General features: G+C 44.6%; 15 protein-coding genes and 1 pseudogene. 10 read left to right on the top strand and 6 right to left on the bottom strand.

Translation table 11 applies throughout. The annotated features are described in order from the left end of the window. Position 1: 1 nt before the first annotated feature. From CH376_RS15750 to CH376_RS15735, 4 genes are all read left to right on the top strand, one after another. Positions 2–2440 carry a heavy metal translocating P-type ATPase gene (locus CH376_RS15750; protein ID WP_100786365.1) on the top strand — a complete coding sequence of 813 codons (2439 nt, stop codon included), beginning with the start codon at positions 2–4 and terminating at the stop codon, positions 2438–2440. Continuing rightward, the gene (ccoS, locus tag CH376_RS15745; protein WP_100786364.1) at positions 2437–2625 is read left to right on the top strand and encodes a cbb3-type cytochrome oxidase assembly protein CcoS; all 189 of its coding nucleotides are present in this window, start codon (positions 2437–2439) and stop codon (positions 2623–2625) included. The genes CH376_RS15750 and ccoS overlap by 4 nt, the downstream gene beginning before the upstream one ends. Then, positions 2615–3370: a sulfite exporter TauE/SafE family protein gene (locus CH376_RS15740; RefSeq protein WP_100786363.1), complete on the top strand. Its 756-nt coding sequence runs from the start codon at positions 2615–2617 to the stop codon at positions 3368–3370. Before ccoS ends, CH376_RS15740 begins: the two co-directional genes overlap by 11 nt. A gap of 83 nt (positions 3371–3453) precedes the next feature. After that, positions 3454–5148 carry a DUF342 domain-containing protein gene (locus tag CH376_RS15735; RefSeq protein ID WP_165781780.1) on the top strand — a complete coding sequence of 565 codons (1695 nt, stop codon included), beginning with the start codon at positions 3454–3456 and terminating at the stop codon, positions 5146–5148. Between the two features lies 1 nt (position 5149). Here the strand turns inward: CH376_RS15735 and CH376_RS15730 are convergent, their stop codons facing one another. Then, positions 5150–6442, bottom strand: a complete 1293-nt coding sequence (locus CH376_RS15730; protein ID WP_100786361.1) for a citrate synthase family protein — start codon at positions 6440–6442, stop codon at positions 5150–5152. 72 nt (positions 6443–6514) lie between these two features. Here CH376_RS15730 and CH376_RS15725 point away from each other — a divergent pair, with 72 nt between their 5' ends. Both CH376_RS15725 and CH376_RS15720 read left to right on the top strand, forming a co-directional pair. Further along, the gene (locus CH376_RS15725) at positions 6515–7645 is read left to right on the top strand and encodes a citrate synthase/methylcitrate synthase (RefSeq protein WP_243394762.1); all 1131 of its coding nucleotides are present in this window, start codon (positions 6515–6517) and stop codon (positions 7643–7645) included. 193 nt (positions 7646–7838) lie between these two features. Further along, on the top strand, positions 7839–8414 hold the full coding sequence (locus CH376_RS15720; protein ID WP_100786360.1) for a hypothetical protein: 576 nt from the start codon (positions 7839–7841) through the stop codon (positions 8412–8414). A gap of 32 nt (positions 8415–8446) precedes the next feature. Here CH376_RS15720 and CH376_RS15715 read toward each other — a convergent pair whose 3' ends face one another. From CH376_RS15715 to xerD, 3 genes are all read right to left on the bottom strand, one after another. Beyond that, positions 8447–8851, bottom strand: coding sequence for an LA_2478/LA_2722/LA_4182 family protein (locus CH376_RS15715; RefSeq protein WP_243394761.1), 405 nt, complete (start codon positions 8849–8851; stop codon positions 8447–8449). Further along, a complete protein-coding gene (locus CH376_RS15710; protein WP_100786359.1) occupies positions 8848–9276 on the bottom strand; it encodes an ATP-binding protein in 429 nt (142 codons plus the stop codon). The genes CH376_RS15715 and CH376_RS15710 overlap by 4 nt, the downstream gene beginning before the upstream one ends. Before the next feature lie 64 nt (positions 9277–9340). Continuing rightward, positions 9341–10237 (bottom strand): site-specific tyrosine recombinase XerD, encoded by an 897-nt coding sequence (gene xerD / locus CH376_RS15705; protein ID WP_100786358.1) that lies wholly within the window; start codon positions 10235–10237, stop codon positions 9341–9343. Positions 10238–10334: 97 nt separating this feature from the next. On the opposite strand from xerD, the pseudogene CH376_RS15700 reads away from it, so the two are divergent. The 3 genes and pseudogenes from CH376_RS15700 to CH376_RS15690 form a co-directional block, all read left to right on the top strand. Next, positions 10335–10943 (top strand): annotated as a pseudogene (locus CH376_RS15700) (tetratricopeptide repeat protein); the annotation flags it as partial. Between the two features lie 11 nt (positions 10944–10954). Further along, entirely contained in the window at positions 10955–11983 is a 1029-nt protein-coding gene (locus CH376_RS15695) for an LA_2486 family SGNH/GDSL-type esterase (protein ID WP_100786356.1), read from the top strand. A gap of 62 nt (positions 11984–12045) precedes the next feature. Beyond that, complete coding sequence (locus CH376_RS15690) at positions 12046–12585, top strand: DUF1564 domain-containing protein (RefSeq protein WP_100786355.1); 540 nt, start codon at positions 12046–12048, stop codon at positions 12583–12585. A 120-nt stretch (positions 12586–12705) separates the two neighbouring features. Here CH376_RS15690 and CH376_RS15685 read toward each other — a convergent pair whose 3' ends face one another. Both CH376_RS15685 and CH376_RS15680 read right to left on the bottom strand, forming a co-directional pair. Beyond that, a complete protein-coding gene (locus CH376_RS15685) occupies positions 12706–14142 on the bottom strand; it encodes an MBOAT family O-acyltransferase (protein ID WP_100786354.1) in 1437 nt (478 codons plus the stop codon). Beyond that, entirely contained in the window at positions 14132–15481 is a 1350-nt protein-coding gene (locus tag CH376_RS15680; RefSeq protein ID WP_100786353.1) for an LA_2490 family SGNH/GDSL-type esterase, read from the bottom strand. The genes CH376_RS15685 and CH376_RS15680 overlap by 11 nt, the downstream gene beginning before the upstream one ends. Before the next feature lie 193 nt (positions 15482–15674). Between CH376_RS15680 and CH376_RS15675 the strand changes: the two genes are divergently transcribed. Beyond that, positions 15675–16169: FAD-dependent oxidoreductase (locus CH376_RS15675; protein ID WP_165783634.1), on the top strand; the 495-nt coding region annotated here is incomplete at its 3' end.

The raw sequence follows: 16169 nt of genomic DNA, 5'->3' as shown, positions 1-16169 counted from the left end.
TATGAACACCGTTTTCCAAGTCACGAACTGTTTTCACTGCAACACTCCGATTCGAACCGAAAAAGAAAGGGTCCTCGGAGAAATCGGCGGTAAAACCGAAACGTTTTGCTGCAGCGGATGCAGAAGCCTCGCCACTCTTTTGGTGGACAACGGACTGACCCAATTTTACGCGCTGAGAGGTTCTGAAAAACTCGAGGCCGTAAATACTGAAATAAAAAACCGGGATAATCTGGAAACCGAATCAGTATATCAAGAATATGTAATACAAAAAAAAGAAGACATCTGTGAAACGCTGATAACAATCGGAAAGATTCACTGTTCCGCCTGTGTCTGGTTAAACGAGAAGGTTCTCGGAGACCACAAGGGGGTCCTGGAAGCGAGGATCAACTTCGCGACCGGAAGAATGAAAATCGTCTACGATCGAAGTCTCGTCGACCTAAACGAAATTTTCTCCGTCATATCCGGCATCGGATACGAACCTTCCCTCTATTCTCCTCTCAAGGCGGAAACAGGAGTCTCCCGATTTTCAAAAGATTTATTCTATCGTATGGCTCTTGCCGGATTTTCCTGGGGAAACATTATGCTTTTCAGCATAGGATTGTACGCGGGATATTTTTCGGGAATAGAAATCGAATTCAAACGACTCTTCCATTACGTTTCCTGGATCTTTGCGACTCCGGTTTATCTTTATTCCGGATATCCTTTTTTCAAAGGCGCCAAAGAATCGATCAAAAGAAGAATGCTGACGATGGATACACTTCTTTTTTCGGGGGTTTCACTCGCGTATTTTTACAGCATCTATGTAACGTTAACCGACATCGGCGAAGTCTATTTTGATTCGGTATGTACGATTTACTTTTTCATCCTGATCGGTAAATTTCTGGAATCGGCGATCCGCCTAAAAGCCGGAAGAAAGGTAGGCGAATTGTTATCCACTCTTCCGCAAGAATACACTGTCGTCCGCGATTCTGCGGAAACACAGATCTCGCCGAGCGCGATCCGCGTGGACGAAAGAATTCTTCTCAAGAACGGGAACAGAGTTCCCGTGGACGGAATTCTACAATCCGCAACCGCCTACTTCGACGAATCCTTTTTAACCGGAGAATCCAAACCGGTAACTCACAAACTCGGAGATACGATTCTCTCCGGCTCTTTGTGTCTCAGCACGAACGCGGAACTGCTCGCGACCACGACCGCAAAGGAAAGCACACTTTCCAGAATCTCCGCGCTCATAGAATCTTCGCTGCAAGCTAAACCCGGCATACAAAGAACGACGGATCGATTTTCCACTTACTTTATCCAGATCGTTTTATTGATCGCATTGGCGACGTTAGGCGTTAATGGGTTTTATTTTCACAACTGGGAGTCGGCGGTTCTCAATACGATCAGCGTTTTGATAGTAGCTTGTCCTTGTGCGCTCGGTCTTGCGGTTCCCGCAGCTTACGTCGTGAGTAATCTGCTTCACAGCTCGAAAGGGATATTGGTTAAAAATCCGGATTCATTGGAACTGCTCAGTCGCGCCGATCGGATTTACTTTGATAAAACGGGGACTTTGACGACCGGAAAACTTTCACTCCAAGAGGAACGTTTTTTAAGCGGTGACGAAAAACTTAGAATCCATTCTCTCGTTCTTTCTTTGGAGTCGGGCTCCACACATCCGCTCGCGGAAAGTCTGAAAAAAGAAATTGGAAAGAAAATAAAAAACCAAAACCAGGAACCGATCGCTTATACTTGGAAAGAAATCGCGGAAATTCCAGGTTCCGGAATGGAAGGCAGATTGATCGGTGAAACCGCTTCTTATCGGATCGGAAATCTGCACTTCGTATCCCGAGGTCGTTTCAAACAGGATGGTAAGATTTATTTAGGCAAAGATGGAAATTTACTCGCGAGTTTCGTTTTAGAAGATTCGGTCCGGCCCGAAGCGAAGAACACGATCGAAAAACTAAAGCAGACTTTCGGCTTTCTCGGAATTCTTTCCGGAGATTCAAAATCCAAGGTGGAGTCACTTGCAAACTTCATCGGAATCGATCATCCCCTCTTCGAACTCAAACCCGAAGAAAAACTCAAGGTGATTCAAAACGCTCAAAAAGAAGGAAAAACCGTAGTCATGGTCGGAGACGGAATCAACGACTCGGCTTGTTTGGCGGCGGCAAATCTCGGGATTTCCATGGGAATCGCGTCGGATCTTTCCATCGATAAATCCGATCTTGTCCTGATCAGCAATCAGCTGGATTCCATCGTTTCCGCCGTAAAAATATCAAAGAAGACGAGAAACATAGTATTTCAGAATATTCTAATTTCCTTAACTTATAATTCAATCATGCTGCCTCTTGCCGCCTTCGGTTTTATGCTTCCTGTGATCTGCGCAGGTTTTATGACCCTTAGCTCCCTTTCCGTCGTGTTAAATTCAATCTCGCTGCAATGGAGAACAAAACTATGAACGCACTCTATCTCACGATCCCGCTAGCGATGCTTATCGCCCTAGGCGCTTTGGTCGTATTTTTTTGGTCCTTAAAATCGGGTCAGTACGAAGACATTGAAGGTCCGAAATATCGGATGCTCTTCGACGACGAAGACGAAAAAAAACCGGTTTCCAAAACGGGAGAACGAAGACATGCAAAGTGAACTTTTTATGACGACTCTTTCGATCGCCTTCGTTCACGGGATCACAAGTTCTTTGCATTGTCTCGGAATGTGCGGCCCTTTCGCGGGAACCCTCAATCTCGCAAACGGGGAACAAAAATATAAAACGAATCTTTTTTACAATCTGGGAAGATGGATCTCTTATTCCACGTTAGGCGCCATCTTCGGCATTTTAGGATCCGGTCTAAACCTAGCGGGGAAGTTGGTCTCTCTTCACGAATTGGCCGCGGCCATCTCCGGAATTTTTATCATAGGATTCGGACTCAGTCTGATTCAAAACGGAACACCGGAACGATCCGGATTCTATCAAAAAATTCTAAATCGATTCGCCGGGCCTTTGCTTGCGTCTCTCAAACAAGGTAAAAATCTTCCAACCACCTCGATGGCTTTCGGAATGGTGACCGGACTTTTGCCCTGTGCCGTCTTGTATCCTGCGTTCAGTCTTGCGCTGGCAACCGGAAGCGCGAGTTCCGGTTGGCTCGTGATGTCGATTTTCTTTTTGGGAACCTTTCCCGCACTTTTCTTATTCGGAATCGGTTTTCGAAACCTACTTGTCAAATTACCGCAGGGAGTGATTCGATACGGAGGAATTATCATCGTCTTTGTGGGAATTTCGATGATTTTCTTTAGACTGGGTCATTCTCACTCGGAGCACGAACATTCTCCGAATTCTCACCAGACGGAACAACATTCTTCTCCCGAAGAGGATCATTCTCATCATCACTAAAAGAAATTTCTTTCCAAACATTCAAGTTTTTCCGGGAGATTTCGATTGTAAAAAGGAAGATGATTTCTACACTGAAACCCCGGATGAGCGACTCACTCAAGAATTTTACGGATTCTCTTCTCAAGGATCTGGAAGAAAATGAAAACGCATTCTTCAAAATCGAAAATGAAGACGGCCTCGCCTATCTCTCCGTGTTTCCCGCAGGTAAAAAAGGGAAATCGGTAGATTCAAAAGAGATCCTAAGAAGAATCGAACTCTTTCAGATCTCGGAAATTTCGCACACGATCATCAAAGAATTGGTTCTCAAATCGGACGGACTTCCCCATCTCATCGGAAAATGGCCCGGCAAACCTGAAAGCTCTCGAATTGAAATCGAGATCTCGGAAGATAAAATGAAAGCCTTCATTCTTTTCCATCCTCCGAAATACGGCGGCAAAATTTTGAGTTCGGAGCAGATACAGGAATCGATTCAACTTAGAGGAATCGAGTACGGAATCTTGCAGGAAACGATCGATCGGATATCCGCGGAACCGGAATACGGAAAGAAGATTCAGATAGCGGAAGGAACGGCTCCGATTCCCGGAAAAAACGGGGACGTTAGAATTTTATTCATACATCCAGCGACACCACATCTCGAAGAAGACCAGTTCGGCCGGGTCGATTTTAAAAACATTCAGATCATCCAAAGTGTCGCAAAGGATCAAAAGCTCGCGGAGAAAATTTCGCCCGCGCCCGGAAAGGAAGGTAAGAATGTTTTCGGAGAAATTCTTCCTTACGAACCGGGAAAGGAAGCCGAATGGAAATTAGGCGCAAACGTTAGACTCTCATTGGACGGAACCTCGGTGCATTCTCTCATCAGCGGAAGACCGATTCTGGATCGACAAGGAACTATACGCGTCGACGAAGTCTGTCATTTGGAAAACGTGGATTTCTCGACCGGCAACGTTAGTTTTCCCGGAACGATCATAGTGGAGGGATCGATCGCGGACGGATTCACTCTCGAAACGGAAGGATCGATCATCGTAAAAAAATCCGTTGGTAAAGTATTTCTAAAAGCGGGCGGCGACATCGTTTTGTCCGGCGGCTTTATGGGACGCAACGGAGGTTTGATAGAATCCGGAGCCGACATCTACACTCGATTTGTGGAACAGGGAAGACTCATTTCCAAAAATACAATTTTTATCGAAGAGGCGTCGATGCACTCGGAACTCGTCGCCGGAGAATCCGTCGTGATCCGAGGAGGACGCGGAGAATTGATCGGCGGAACCTGTGTCGCGGGAAAGGCGGTCATCTGCACGAAGTTAGGCGCCATCGCCGAAACAAAAACTTCCGTCTCCGTCGGAATCCGACCGGAACTTTTGGAGGATCTGGAAAAGTTAAGATCCGAAGTTCAAAAGAATCAGGACATTCTAAAAAAAGTGGAATTAAGTTTAGTAAAACTCAACGAAGATTCCCAAAGAAGACAATTGACTGCCGAAGAGAAAGAAAGTCTGCCCAAACTCACCGCTATCAAATTAAAATATTCTGGAATTCTAAACAACCTCCTAGGACAGGAACAATCGATGATTATGGGTTTCGAACCCGACAAGGATTCGTATGTGGAAGTCGAACAGGAGATTTTTCCCGGAGTGGACATTTATCCCGGAAAGGGAAAAAATTTCAAAGTTCGACTGAAGGAAATCCCGGGCCCCTCTTTCGTTTTTCTTGGGAACGACGGAAATCCTCAGATCACAAAGGTAAGACCGAAACGACTCGGAATTCTTCAGGAAGAAGTTTAGTCTATCTCTGGGGGGCCAATCCCACATAACGCGCTCTTGGGCGAATCAATTGATCCGTCTGATACTGTTCCATCGCGTGTGCGATCCAACCCGCGCATCTTCCGATCGCAAATAGAGCGAGACCGGCTCCTTTGGGAAGTCCTAAAGTACGGCTTACCGCGGCGAGGCCCATGTCGATAGTAGGATAATCTCCCAAAAGGGAAGTCGCTTCCTCTATTAGATTTTTTGCAAATATCAATTCTTTGTTCTTTGGAAATAAATTCTCAGATAATTCCAATAATTTTTTTCCTCTGGGATCCCCTTCACGATAAAACGGATGTCCAAATCCGGGAATTTTCTCTCCCATGCGTAAACGTTCCGTTAAAAAAAGGCGCTCTTCCTTTTTTCTCGCGCTCGCGCTTTCTATGAGCTCGATCGCTTTTTCCGTCAAAAGCCCGTGACGGTTTCCTGAAAGCGCCGCAAGTCCGCCGATCACCGCTTGATAAAGACTCGCGTCCGTCGATGCCACACAACGTGTCGTAAAGGAAGAAGCGTTGAGTTCGTGATCCGCGGAAAGGATCAGAGAGGCGTCTATCAAACGAATCGCCTTCTTATCCTCGTTCGAAAAGATCCGATTCTTACTCGTATCTCGAACCGGAAGCGCGGCCTTTTTTCCGCCGGCGGATTCTTTCCAAGAGATCCAAAGCGTTTCCGCAATCGATCCCTTTCCTCGCTTGGATTTGGACGCAAAGAGCGCCAACAATCGAACGATCCTTGTCCCGGTCTTACACAGGGCTTCCGGATTCTTTAAAAGGGAATTCGTATCCTCGTATTCCGAAACTCCGAGTAAAATTCTACATAAATCGATCAAAGGACGATCGGAAAGGATCGGAAGGATTTTCAGACAATCTTCGTTTAGACAGGGCCACTCTTCGTCGAAGCAAGACGACTCATCCGAGTCCCACAGAATTCTTGCGACCGTTTCAAAATTTGAATTTTCGGCCAAGTCGTCGACGTTTCTTCCACGATAATAGATCGCATTTTCTTCGATCAGACTTACCGAAGATTCGAGAACCGGTTGACCAAAACTCAGAGCTGCCCTCGCAGTCTTTCCGGGATTTTGTTTTTCCTCCCTTTGTAGCAAAAGACGTTCAATCTCTTCCCTTCGATATCGTTTGCTTCGATCCTTAGAGCCGCTCGACTCCGAATGGAGAAGACCTCGGCTCACATAGGCATAGATCGTTTCCACTTCGACGTTTAGTTCCTGAGCCGCTTCGAAAGCGGATAAAAACGGTTTTTTTACGGGAGTCTTCATGTATGGACTATAAAATCAATATTGATCATTCTTTGTCAATCTTGTAAACTAATGACGATAAAGGAATTCAACATGAACACAATGAATCTTTTCGAAGAAAGTAAATACAGTCCCGGTTTAGAGGGAGTCCCCGCCGTAAAAACGAGGATTTCAAAGGTGGACGGAATGAACGGCAAACTTGTAATCGCCGGATATCCGATCGAGGAAATTGCATCCAAACTAGAATTCGAAGAAACCTTTTTTCTACTCTTGGAGGACAAACTTCCGAACGATGATCAAAAAAAAAGAATCATAGAGGATCTCGTTTCCAAGAGAAGATTTTCAAAAGCTCAAAGAAACATTTTGGAAATCGCGGCTTCCGAAAATGCGACCATCATAGAATGTCTCAGAATCGGAGCCGCTTCGTTATCTCTCGGAGATCCCTTTGCGTCCGGAGGAGAGGAAAGTTATGCGGTGGTTGCCACCTTCCCTCTGATCGTTGCGTGGGTATATCGTCTTAAAAAAGGACTGAATCCGATTCTTCCAAATCCGGAACTAAGCCTCGCCGCAAATTTTCTTTATATGCTCGGAATTTCTCCGAACCCTAAAAAGGTAAAAGCTCTCAACACCTATTGGAATACGGTCGCCGATCACGGACTCAACGCTTCTACGTTTACCGCGAGGGTGATCGCCTCCACTCAATCCGATTTGATCTCAGCTGCGACTGGAGCCATCGGCGCTCTGAAAGGACCTCTGCACGGCGGAGCTCCCGGACCTGCCTTGGATATGGTTTTCGAAATTGGAACGCAGGAAAGAGCGGAGGAATATCTCAGAAACAAAATCGAAAACGGGGGAAGACTGATGGGTTTTGGACATCGGATCTATAAGGTCAGAGATCCAAGAGCGGACGTCTTGGCCGAGGCCGCAAAAGAACTCTACGAACTTCCCGAGCTGAAGAATTTTTACGAACTCGCGATGTATGTTGAAAAAACCTCGCTTCGCTTATTAAAAGAATACAAACCCGATCGGACTCTCCATACGAACGTAGAATTTTACACGGCGCTTTTACTGCACGGATTGGATTTACCGACCGACTTATTCACACCCGTCTTTGCAATCGGAAGAGCCGCAGGATGGATGGCACATTGTTTGGAACAAAGGAAGGAAAGAATTCTAAGACCGGACGCGATCTACATAGGAACGGAAGACAGACACTGGAGATGAGTTTTTTTGAAACCAACGCTCGCTGATCGTCAATAGAATACAAAGCCGAATCTACAAAAAGTGAATTATTTTGTCGTTTCTTCCTAGGGTAAAAATCAGGTTTGCAAAAGTAACGATGAAAATTCAAAAAAATGGAAAACGATTTTTATCAAAACGGAAAGGGCGTTCGAAAAAAAAATTAAAGAGGAAGTGAATGAATCGAATTCAATTTTTATTTTTGGCGATCGGCGTGGAAATCTTCTTGGCACATCTTACTTACTTTCAGTTTGAGGAAATCACCGTTGAAAGTTTTCGGGTTTTCGTTCGTTACTCCGGAAGATTCTCTTTTTTCACATTTTTGGTTTTGATGATTTCAGAATATAAACCGGGGCTCTTTGGAAAGATACTTTCGAACAGACCTTATTCCGCCTTTGTTATCGTCCACGGAATCCATTTGAGTTTTGTATTTACTTACTTATATCTTTCCGGAAAATCTCCCACGATCGGGCGTTTACTTCCGGGAATCCTCGCCTATCTTTTGATTTTCGTTTCACCTTGGTTTGAAACTTCCTTTCTAATAAAATCTCGCGCGGCTCTCTGGCCTCGAAGAATATATATTCTTTATGTTTGGATCGTCTTTGTTATGACTTTCCTACCGAAAATTTTAAAAACGTCAGACGAGTCGAGAGCCGGCGTTTTAGATCTATACTTTCTGATCTCGCTCGCAGTCGGAACGTTTGTATTTTGGGTTTTTCAAGAATGGAAAAGCAGGAAGCAAATTTCCGTTTAAAGGGAAGCGCCGGCTCCGCGGTCGTAGAAACGTTATTCGTCTTTAGAGGATTGAAAGAGCTCTTGGCAGGAAGGAATTCCTCCTCCCTCCATATCTTCGCAAGGAACCTTGAGAAGATCTTCCATACAAACCTTCACCTTTGCGATTTGAGCGTCCGTCACCTTCTCATACTCGTCCGGAAGAATGTTCTGATCCTTTTGTTCTTCCATACACTGATCCACGGAGTAAGCAGAATTTTCCGAGGTCTTCTCGGAAGCCGGCAGCGTTTCCAGATAACGGCTCGCACATTCCGCGGTTTTGGTGCAAAGACGAGTAAAATAATCCTTACTGAGTTTTTGAACTTCCGCTTTCGATATGGAAGGTCCTTTTCTACAATTCAGAAGAAGAAACGGAAGAAAAACGATTAGGAAATAAATTTTTGATTGCGATGAATTCATTTTAATTTTGTAAGAATCAGCCTGTTTCCCTCCGGCAGGGATTGGTCCAGATAAAAATGATCCGTCAGTTTTTTCACTAAATAAAGACCGATTCCTTCCTCCCGATAATCATTGGGTTCGTAACCTCTGATTTCGGAAAGATTTTTCTGACTTCCGAAATCGCGAATTCGAATTTCCATCCGATTGTCGAAAAGACCGATTTCCAAAAAGATAGGGAGATTTTTTTTTCCGCCATAAGAATGTTTGATGACGTTGAGCAGACATTCGCCGACCGCGAGCTTGAGGTCGGCTGAATCGCTCGCGGTAAATCCGTTCTCGAAGGCCAGATTATAAACCATACTTCGGATGATGGAAAGATAACGGGGGTGGGACGGAATCTGAAGTCGAAACAGATTTTCAAATTCTTTCTTTTTACCGGAGTCCATTTCGATTTGATTTTAACGAAAAGAAGAATGGGTTCCGATTTGGATCCATCGGAACCCTGTTCCATTATCCTCTCGGATGGAATTTTTTGTGAACCTCTTTGAGGGTTTTATTGGCCATGTGCGTATAAATCTGTGTGGTGGAGATATCGATATGACCCAAAAGTTCCTGAACCGATTTGAGATCCGCGTGGTTTTCCAGGAGGTGCGTCGCAAAGGAGTGTCTCAACGTATGAGGGGTCACTTTTTTTGCGATGGTCGTACGTTTGATGTAGTGATTCAAAAGTCTCCAGACCGACTTACGGTTGATATAAGATCCCTTTTTGGAAACAAAAAGATAATCGCAGTTTCTGGCCTTTAGAATGAAAGGACGGCTTTGTTTCAGATAACGATTCAGAATGTCCAAGGACTTTTCACCGAAAGGAACGAGTCTTTGGCGACCGCCCTTTCCTTCCACGGTGAGCGTCATCCCTTCCAGATCCATGTCCGTAAGTTTTAGATTGCAGGCTTCCGAAATTCTAAGCCCGGAAGAATAGAGTAATTCGAAAATGCACTTGTCGCGAAGTTCGTAGAGATTGTCTTCCCGGATTGTAGCGAAGAGTTCTTCGATTTCCTCCTGAGTCAGATAATCGGGAATGCTGCGCATCACCTCGGGAGTTTCGATTTTTTCAGTCGGGTTGGTATCGAGTTTTTTTTCGTCCTTTAGGAACTTGTAAAACTGTCGGATTGCGACCACTTCTCTTGCGATCGTCTTGGAACTGATCTTTCGATCCTTTTCCTCGTTCAAAAACCGCATGATATCGTTCGCCTGGACTTCAAGGAAATCGATATGTTCCTTTTCCAGAAAGTTCTTGAACTTATTCAAATCGTAACCGTAGGAGTAGATCGAGTTGTCGCTTAATCCCTTTTCAACGGAGAGATATTCCTGGAAATTTTGAAGTAGGTTGTTATGTGAAGATGTCACTGTTTTTAGTCCCGTCTGAAATGTTTAACAAGTACTAAATCCTTCGGACGTTTCCTCTCAGGAGAATTAAACTTTTTTATGTTGCCTTAAGGGTTTATTGGAAAATTCTAAACGAAACCCCGGACAAAACCGGTCTAATCCCTATTTTTTTCTGAACGTGAGAGTAAAAACTTCTGTATTTATGAGACTAAATATCCGATACGTTTCGTTCTCTTTTTTCCTGCTCTCCTTTCTTTTCTGCTCTTCCAGCGAGGATATGATCTGGGAAGCGAGAGATTCTCTTTCCAAAGGAAATACGGCAGAGGCGATGCGCTTGTACGAACTCGTTCTAAAAAAGAATCCGAGTCACCTCGAAGCCAATCGCACTTTAGGAATGATTCTCGCGGACAGCGGCCTTGCGCTCAATTCGGCGGCGTTTTATCTGGAAAAGGCGGAAGTCGTTCTTCCGGGAGATTCTTCCCTATTACTCTATCTCTTAGAAATCCATTTACAAGAAAAAGATAAGGATAAGGTGAAGGGAATTCTCGAAAAATTTTCCAGAGCAAAAGACAAGGATATGGAAAGTTACGCGTTCTTTCTTAAAGAATGTCTTTTGGAAAAAAGAAAGAATCTTTCCGAGTTCAATCGTTTTAGGAGTAACGGAATTCCGGCCCTGCTTCCGCCTGCAAGGAGAATGTTCTTAAAATGCGAGCTTTCCCTGTATTCCAATCCTTCTCCATGAAATCGTTTCCGTATTATAAAATCCTAATTCTTCTCATCGCCTGCATATTGTTAGGTGAAATTCTCATGAGAATTTTTCCCCCGTTCGGACTTATCTATCGGTTGAGAGACAAACAAGTTCATTGCATCGAAGAATGGGAAATTCCTGAGATTCTACTTTGCCGAAATTCGGATACGATCCTTCCGCATCCGGCGGGTTTTACGTTTCGGGTCAGAGTGGACGAGAACGGTGAAAGATTTGTCTCGGAGGAAAGGGTCATTCCCGGATCCAAGCCGGAAGTCTGGTTGATGGGTGATTCGATCGCTTACGGTTTTGGTCAGAACGACGAAGAAACGATCGCCTGGAAACTGCAGGAGGCCTTAAAGAAAAAAGAAATCCAGGTGAGAAATCTCGGAGTGGATTCTCTCGGCACCGGAGGAATTCAAAGAAGAATGGAAAGGACTCTTTCGTGCAAAGATTCTTCCTTCGAAAAAGGCTGTCATCGCCCCCAAGCCGCGTTTTGGATCTATCATCCTTCCGATCTTCAGGACGTTCATAGAGAATTCTATCTTCGAAATTCTTTTGTGGGGAGAATGTTGTTTCGCGGTTCGGTTTTTTTGTCCAGATACAGCGCGCTCTACAATTATTCTAAGATTCGAAGCGAGAATCGAAGACTTGAAACGTTACGCGCGCTTGGTCCCGAAGTGATTCCTGAAACGTTATCCGATCATCCGGCGGATCATCCATCCTTCCAAGAAATGAGAAGTTTTTTCGAAGCCTGCAAAAGGGAAAAAATTCCTCTTACGGTTTTACTTTATCCAAACGGAACCCATTCTTTGACTCCGCTTCCTTCGACTCCTCTTTTGGATCAAATCAGGGAAATTGCGGCAAAGCAAGGAATTCCCGTGTTAGACACAAGACCCGACTTTTTGAAAGAATTCAATGAGAAGAAGACTGATTTTTATCTCAAAAACGACGGCCATCCGAATGCGATTGCGGCGAACCTGATCACGAAAAGGATCTTAGAGAGACTCCAGATTCGTTAATTTTTTTTCGCATATTTTTTAAAAACCGAACTTTTCGAATCCTTACTGGAACCGTTCCAAGTATGGGCGTATTATTGATCCATTCAGGAAATACTATCAAGTCGACTCTTCAGGAAGATAGAATGAACATCGTTACTCTGTTGATTCCGGAAGATACTTTGCAGTTTTACTCAGAGGTGGAAAGAAAGAATCTTCCTAAAAGAATACCTGATCTTCTGAGACGGTATGGAAAATTTCTGACCGCGACTTCAAGGTTGAGTAAAAATGCCGGCAACACATTGTATCAGAATTCTCCAGGTCCTAAAAAGATGAAAAGAATGAACGTTCGAATGAGCACTGGGAGTTGGGCTTTTTTGGGTGCTCTTGCGCAAGCTCACGGAGTCTCTCGGTGTTTTCTGTTTAACTATATGCTTTGGTTGGACCGTGTCGAAGTCGGGGATTCGATCGTGAGAATTATGAATGAGGGAGGTCCTACGTTTCACAGGAATTACAGTTATATCCTCCACCTCGATCTTCTAAATAATAAGATTTCACGGTCCCTCAAATGTGCTCCGGAAGAATATTTCTATGTCTTGGATTATCGGGACTGGTTTCCCTCTTAAATTTTCATCAAAAAAAAAATTGACCTTGTTTCATTAATCAACCGAAGGTTCAAACAAATAAAGAGGTCGAGAGATTTCTCGCCTTCATTCGCGTTCCCTCAGGCTCTTCAAAAACTAAGATCAAAATTGAAAGTAAAGAAAGGGTTGGCTTACCGTTACACTGTAAAGAATAAAACCGACCAGAACCATCATTCCTGCGAGAGGATATACAACCCAAGGTTCGTCTTGGATCTTTTCCATCCAGGCCTGCCTTTTCTCCTGCAGATAATCCGAACCGAACAACACCAAAACTGCGAGCAAGACTGCGATCGGAATTCTTAAACTCTGACCGCTCTCGAAAGAAAAACTACGTTTCACGATCGCAAACGCAAGATCCAAGCTGGTTTTATATCCGTATTCTGGAGACGCCTTTGCACGAAAGAAAAACATAGAAAAGGAAAACACAAAGAAAGGATATGCGTATTTGATCCATTCCGGAATCCGATCCCACCAACGTTTGAGAATCGAAAACGAAAAAATAAATCGCTCAAATACCATCACACTCGCATGACAGGCGCCCCAGATGATAAAGTTCCAATCCGCACCATGCCAAAGACCGCTCACAAAGGTAGTGATAAATACGTTAAAATACGCTCGAAGAATACTAACTCGGTTACCACCGAGAGAAATGTAGATATAATCTCGAAGCCATGATGAGAAAGAAATATGCCATCTTCTCCAAAACTCGGTTACAGTCTGCGAAAGAAAGGGCCTCGTAAAGTTCTCTGGAATTCTATACCCCATAATTCTTCCGGTTCCGATCGCAACATCCGAATAACCCGAGAAGTCGCAGTAAATCTGAAACGAAAACAAAAAGGAAGTGATGAGCAAAGAAAGAGAATCGTAAGCTCCCGGATTCGTAAAAACTGGATCCACCGTCAAAGAAATCGGATCCGCGACGAAAGTCTTTTTAAAAAGACCCCAGGCGAGTTGTCTCACACCCGGAAGAAGATTCTCTTTTTTATAAGTATAATTCTCCAAAAACTGATGGAGCATATCCTGGGCGCGAATGATCGGCCCCGCCACCAACTGGGGAAAGAAGGAAAGAAAGAGCGCAAATTGAAAAAGACTTCTCGCTTGCGGAACCGTCCCCCGATACACGTCGACCGCATAAGAAATCGCCTGAAGAGTAAAAAACGAAATCCCCATAGGAAGCATTGCGCCGGTCAGCGAAACATACATCGGATCACAAGGATCGGAATTCGTAAAAACGTTCCATGCGTGTAAAGAAAAGTCCATGTATTTGAACATATACAAGAGAACCAGATTTCCCCAAACCGCCACGTTCAAATAAGTCAATTTCCAAAACTTGGAGGACGTCGACTCCATTCCCTTTACCGCAAAATATGTTAGAACAATCGAATATACTAAAAGCAGAATAAACGGAATCTTAAAGATCGCGTAAAAATACAAACTCGCGACCAAAAGCCAAAATCTCTGAAATCTCGACGGAAGCCAGAAGTAGACAAGAATGACAACGGGGGCAAAGACGAGGTATTGAACCGAATTAAAGAGCATTCTTATCTAGTTCCTTGAGTTGTTTCACGACCGATCGTTTCGCCCAGTTGTTTCCCGGAACGGTAAGATGTCCGTCTTCGGGAATAAAATAATCGCGAATCCCTGAGAATTTTTTTCCTCTCGGAGTATCGATCACCTCCCCGCACATCTCAGAAGTTTCCTTTCGAAGTTTGAGCGTGGGAATCCCCTTTTTTTCAAAATAGGACGCGGCGCGAAGCGCGTAGTTTTCGAGTGGGTGATACTTTCCCCGATTCCTGCAAAAAATCTCTTCCACTTGGATCGGCATCAAAACCACCACAAGACGAATCCCTTGAGAACGAGTGTATTCCACCATTTCGTCGTAGGCCCTCTGAGTGATCTGAGGCAAAGGTTCCAAAGAAGAAAGGGGCGGCTCCCGATCCTGACAAGAAAAATAATCGGGGATCGGTTCCGGACAAAATTGTTTTTTGTATTCTTCCTGCGTCAAAACCTCCGGCGTAGGAGCTGCGACAACTACATTCTTCTTTTCTAATGTTTCAAAAGAAGAATTCGGATCGCAATTTTCCTTCGGCGGAGTACGGAAAAAAGAATCCTTCATATAACGGACCAACGTTTGATCCGGAGTCGACGCCGAAGAAAATCCGGTCGAATTCCATTCCGACTTCAGCTTAAAGGTAGTGAACGCGTATTGAACCTTGAGTTGTTCGATCGCGAGCTTTAACGCTTGTAAGGTGTAAGAAGCCCTGGAAAGTTCGAATTGAATCTGAAAGTTCCGATTGAAGGAAGGATCCTTATCCCGTATCTCGTCCACTTCGTCGTCGGAAAGCATTCCTTTGTTTCGCAATTCTTCCGGGATCGTAAAATCGTTTGCCGAAACGAAAAAGAGTACTTCTTTGAGATTCTTTAGCTTCGGAGCCATATCCTTCAACCTTCGAACCGCGCCCAAGGAACCGTAAGCGTCCACGGCTAAATTCATGGATTGTCTGGGACCGCCCTTGAGTTCGATTCCGTTTAACTGATTGCAAAACGTATCCTCGTCTCCGACCCCGAAGCCCATCACAAGACTATCTCCGAGACAAGCGAGTTTCGGTTTTTCAGGATCCGGCTCTTCCAAACCCCTCATTCCCAAAGAATTGGTCCGAAACCTTCCTTCCCACTTCCCTGCAAAGTGACGGATATAAATGTCTTGATTCGGCGCAAGATCCACATAGTAGATCGGATTGTAACGGTGTAATACCTTTTGATCCCGGTAGTATTGAAGAGAAGGAGCTTGAAGAACGTTGAGAAGAATCTCGGTTCCTAAAAAGATGATTGCGAAGAAGGCAAAGACGCGTCCTGCCGAGGAGAAGAATCCTTTCATGGATAGAGGAAAGGTTGGAAGACAAGGGTCCTCTGGCAAGCGAATTCTCCCTTTTTGCCTCTTCTCCCTCAGATCGGATCTTCCTCGTTAGAACGAAAAATACAGAAAATTCTCTGTCAAAAAGAGGATCTACTTTACAACATGGGAGTCTAAAAATAGATCAAATTTAGAATCATTCTAATTCGAGGAAATCATGGCCCACAAAATTGTCATCATTGGATCCGGACCCGCAGGTCACACAGCCGCAATCTACGCCGCAAGAGCGAACCTAAACCCTGCAATGTACGAGGGTTTTATGGCCGGGGGAATTGCCGCGGGCGGTCAACTTACCACTACGACCGAAGTGGAGAACTTTCCCGGATTTCCGGAAGGGATCGATGGAACCAAGTTGACCCAACTCTTCCGCGAACAATCCGTAAAATACGGAACCAGGATTTTCACGCAAACGATCACTAAGGTGGATTTTTCTTCCCATCCTTTCAAACTCTGGTCCGACGACGAACTCATAGAAGCCGAAGCCGTTATCATCGCTACGGGAGCGACCGCAAAAAGAATGCATGTTAACGGAGAAGATACATATTGGCAAAGGGGAATCTCAGCGTGCGCCGTCGCAGACGAAATGGTGGAATACACTCGTTCTCAAGGGATTCGTCTTGTGGTGGTTTTGATGCCGATCCAAGTGGAAGAG

It is taken from the genome of Leptospira adleri, assembly GCF_002811985.1.
Taxonomy (GTDB): domain Bacteria; phylum Spirochaetota; class Leptospiria; order Leptospirales; family Leptospiraceae; genus Leptospira; species Leptospira adleri.
Note: the sequence above shows the minus strand (reverse complement) of the source record. Positions and strands in the feature narration are given on the sequence as shown.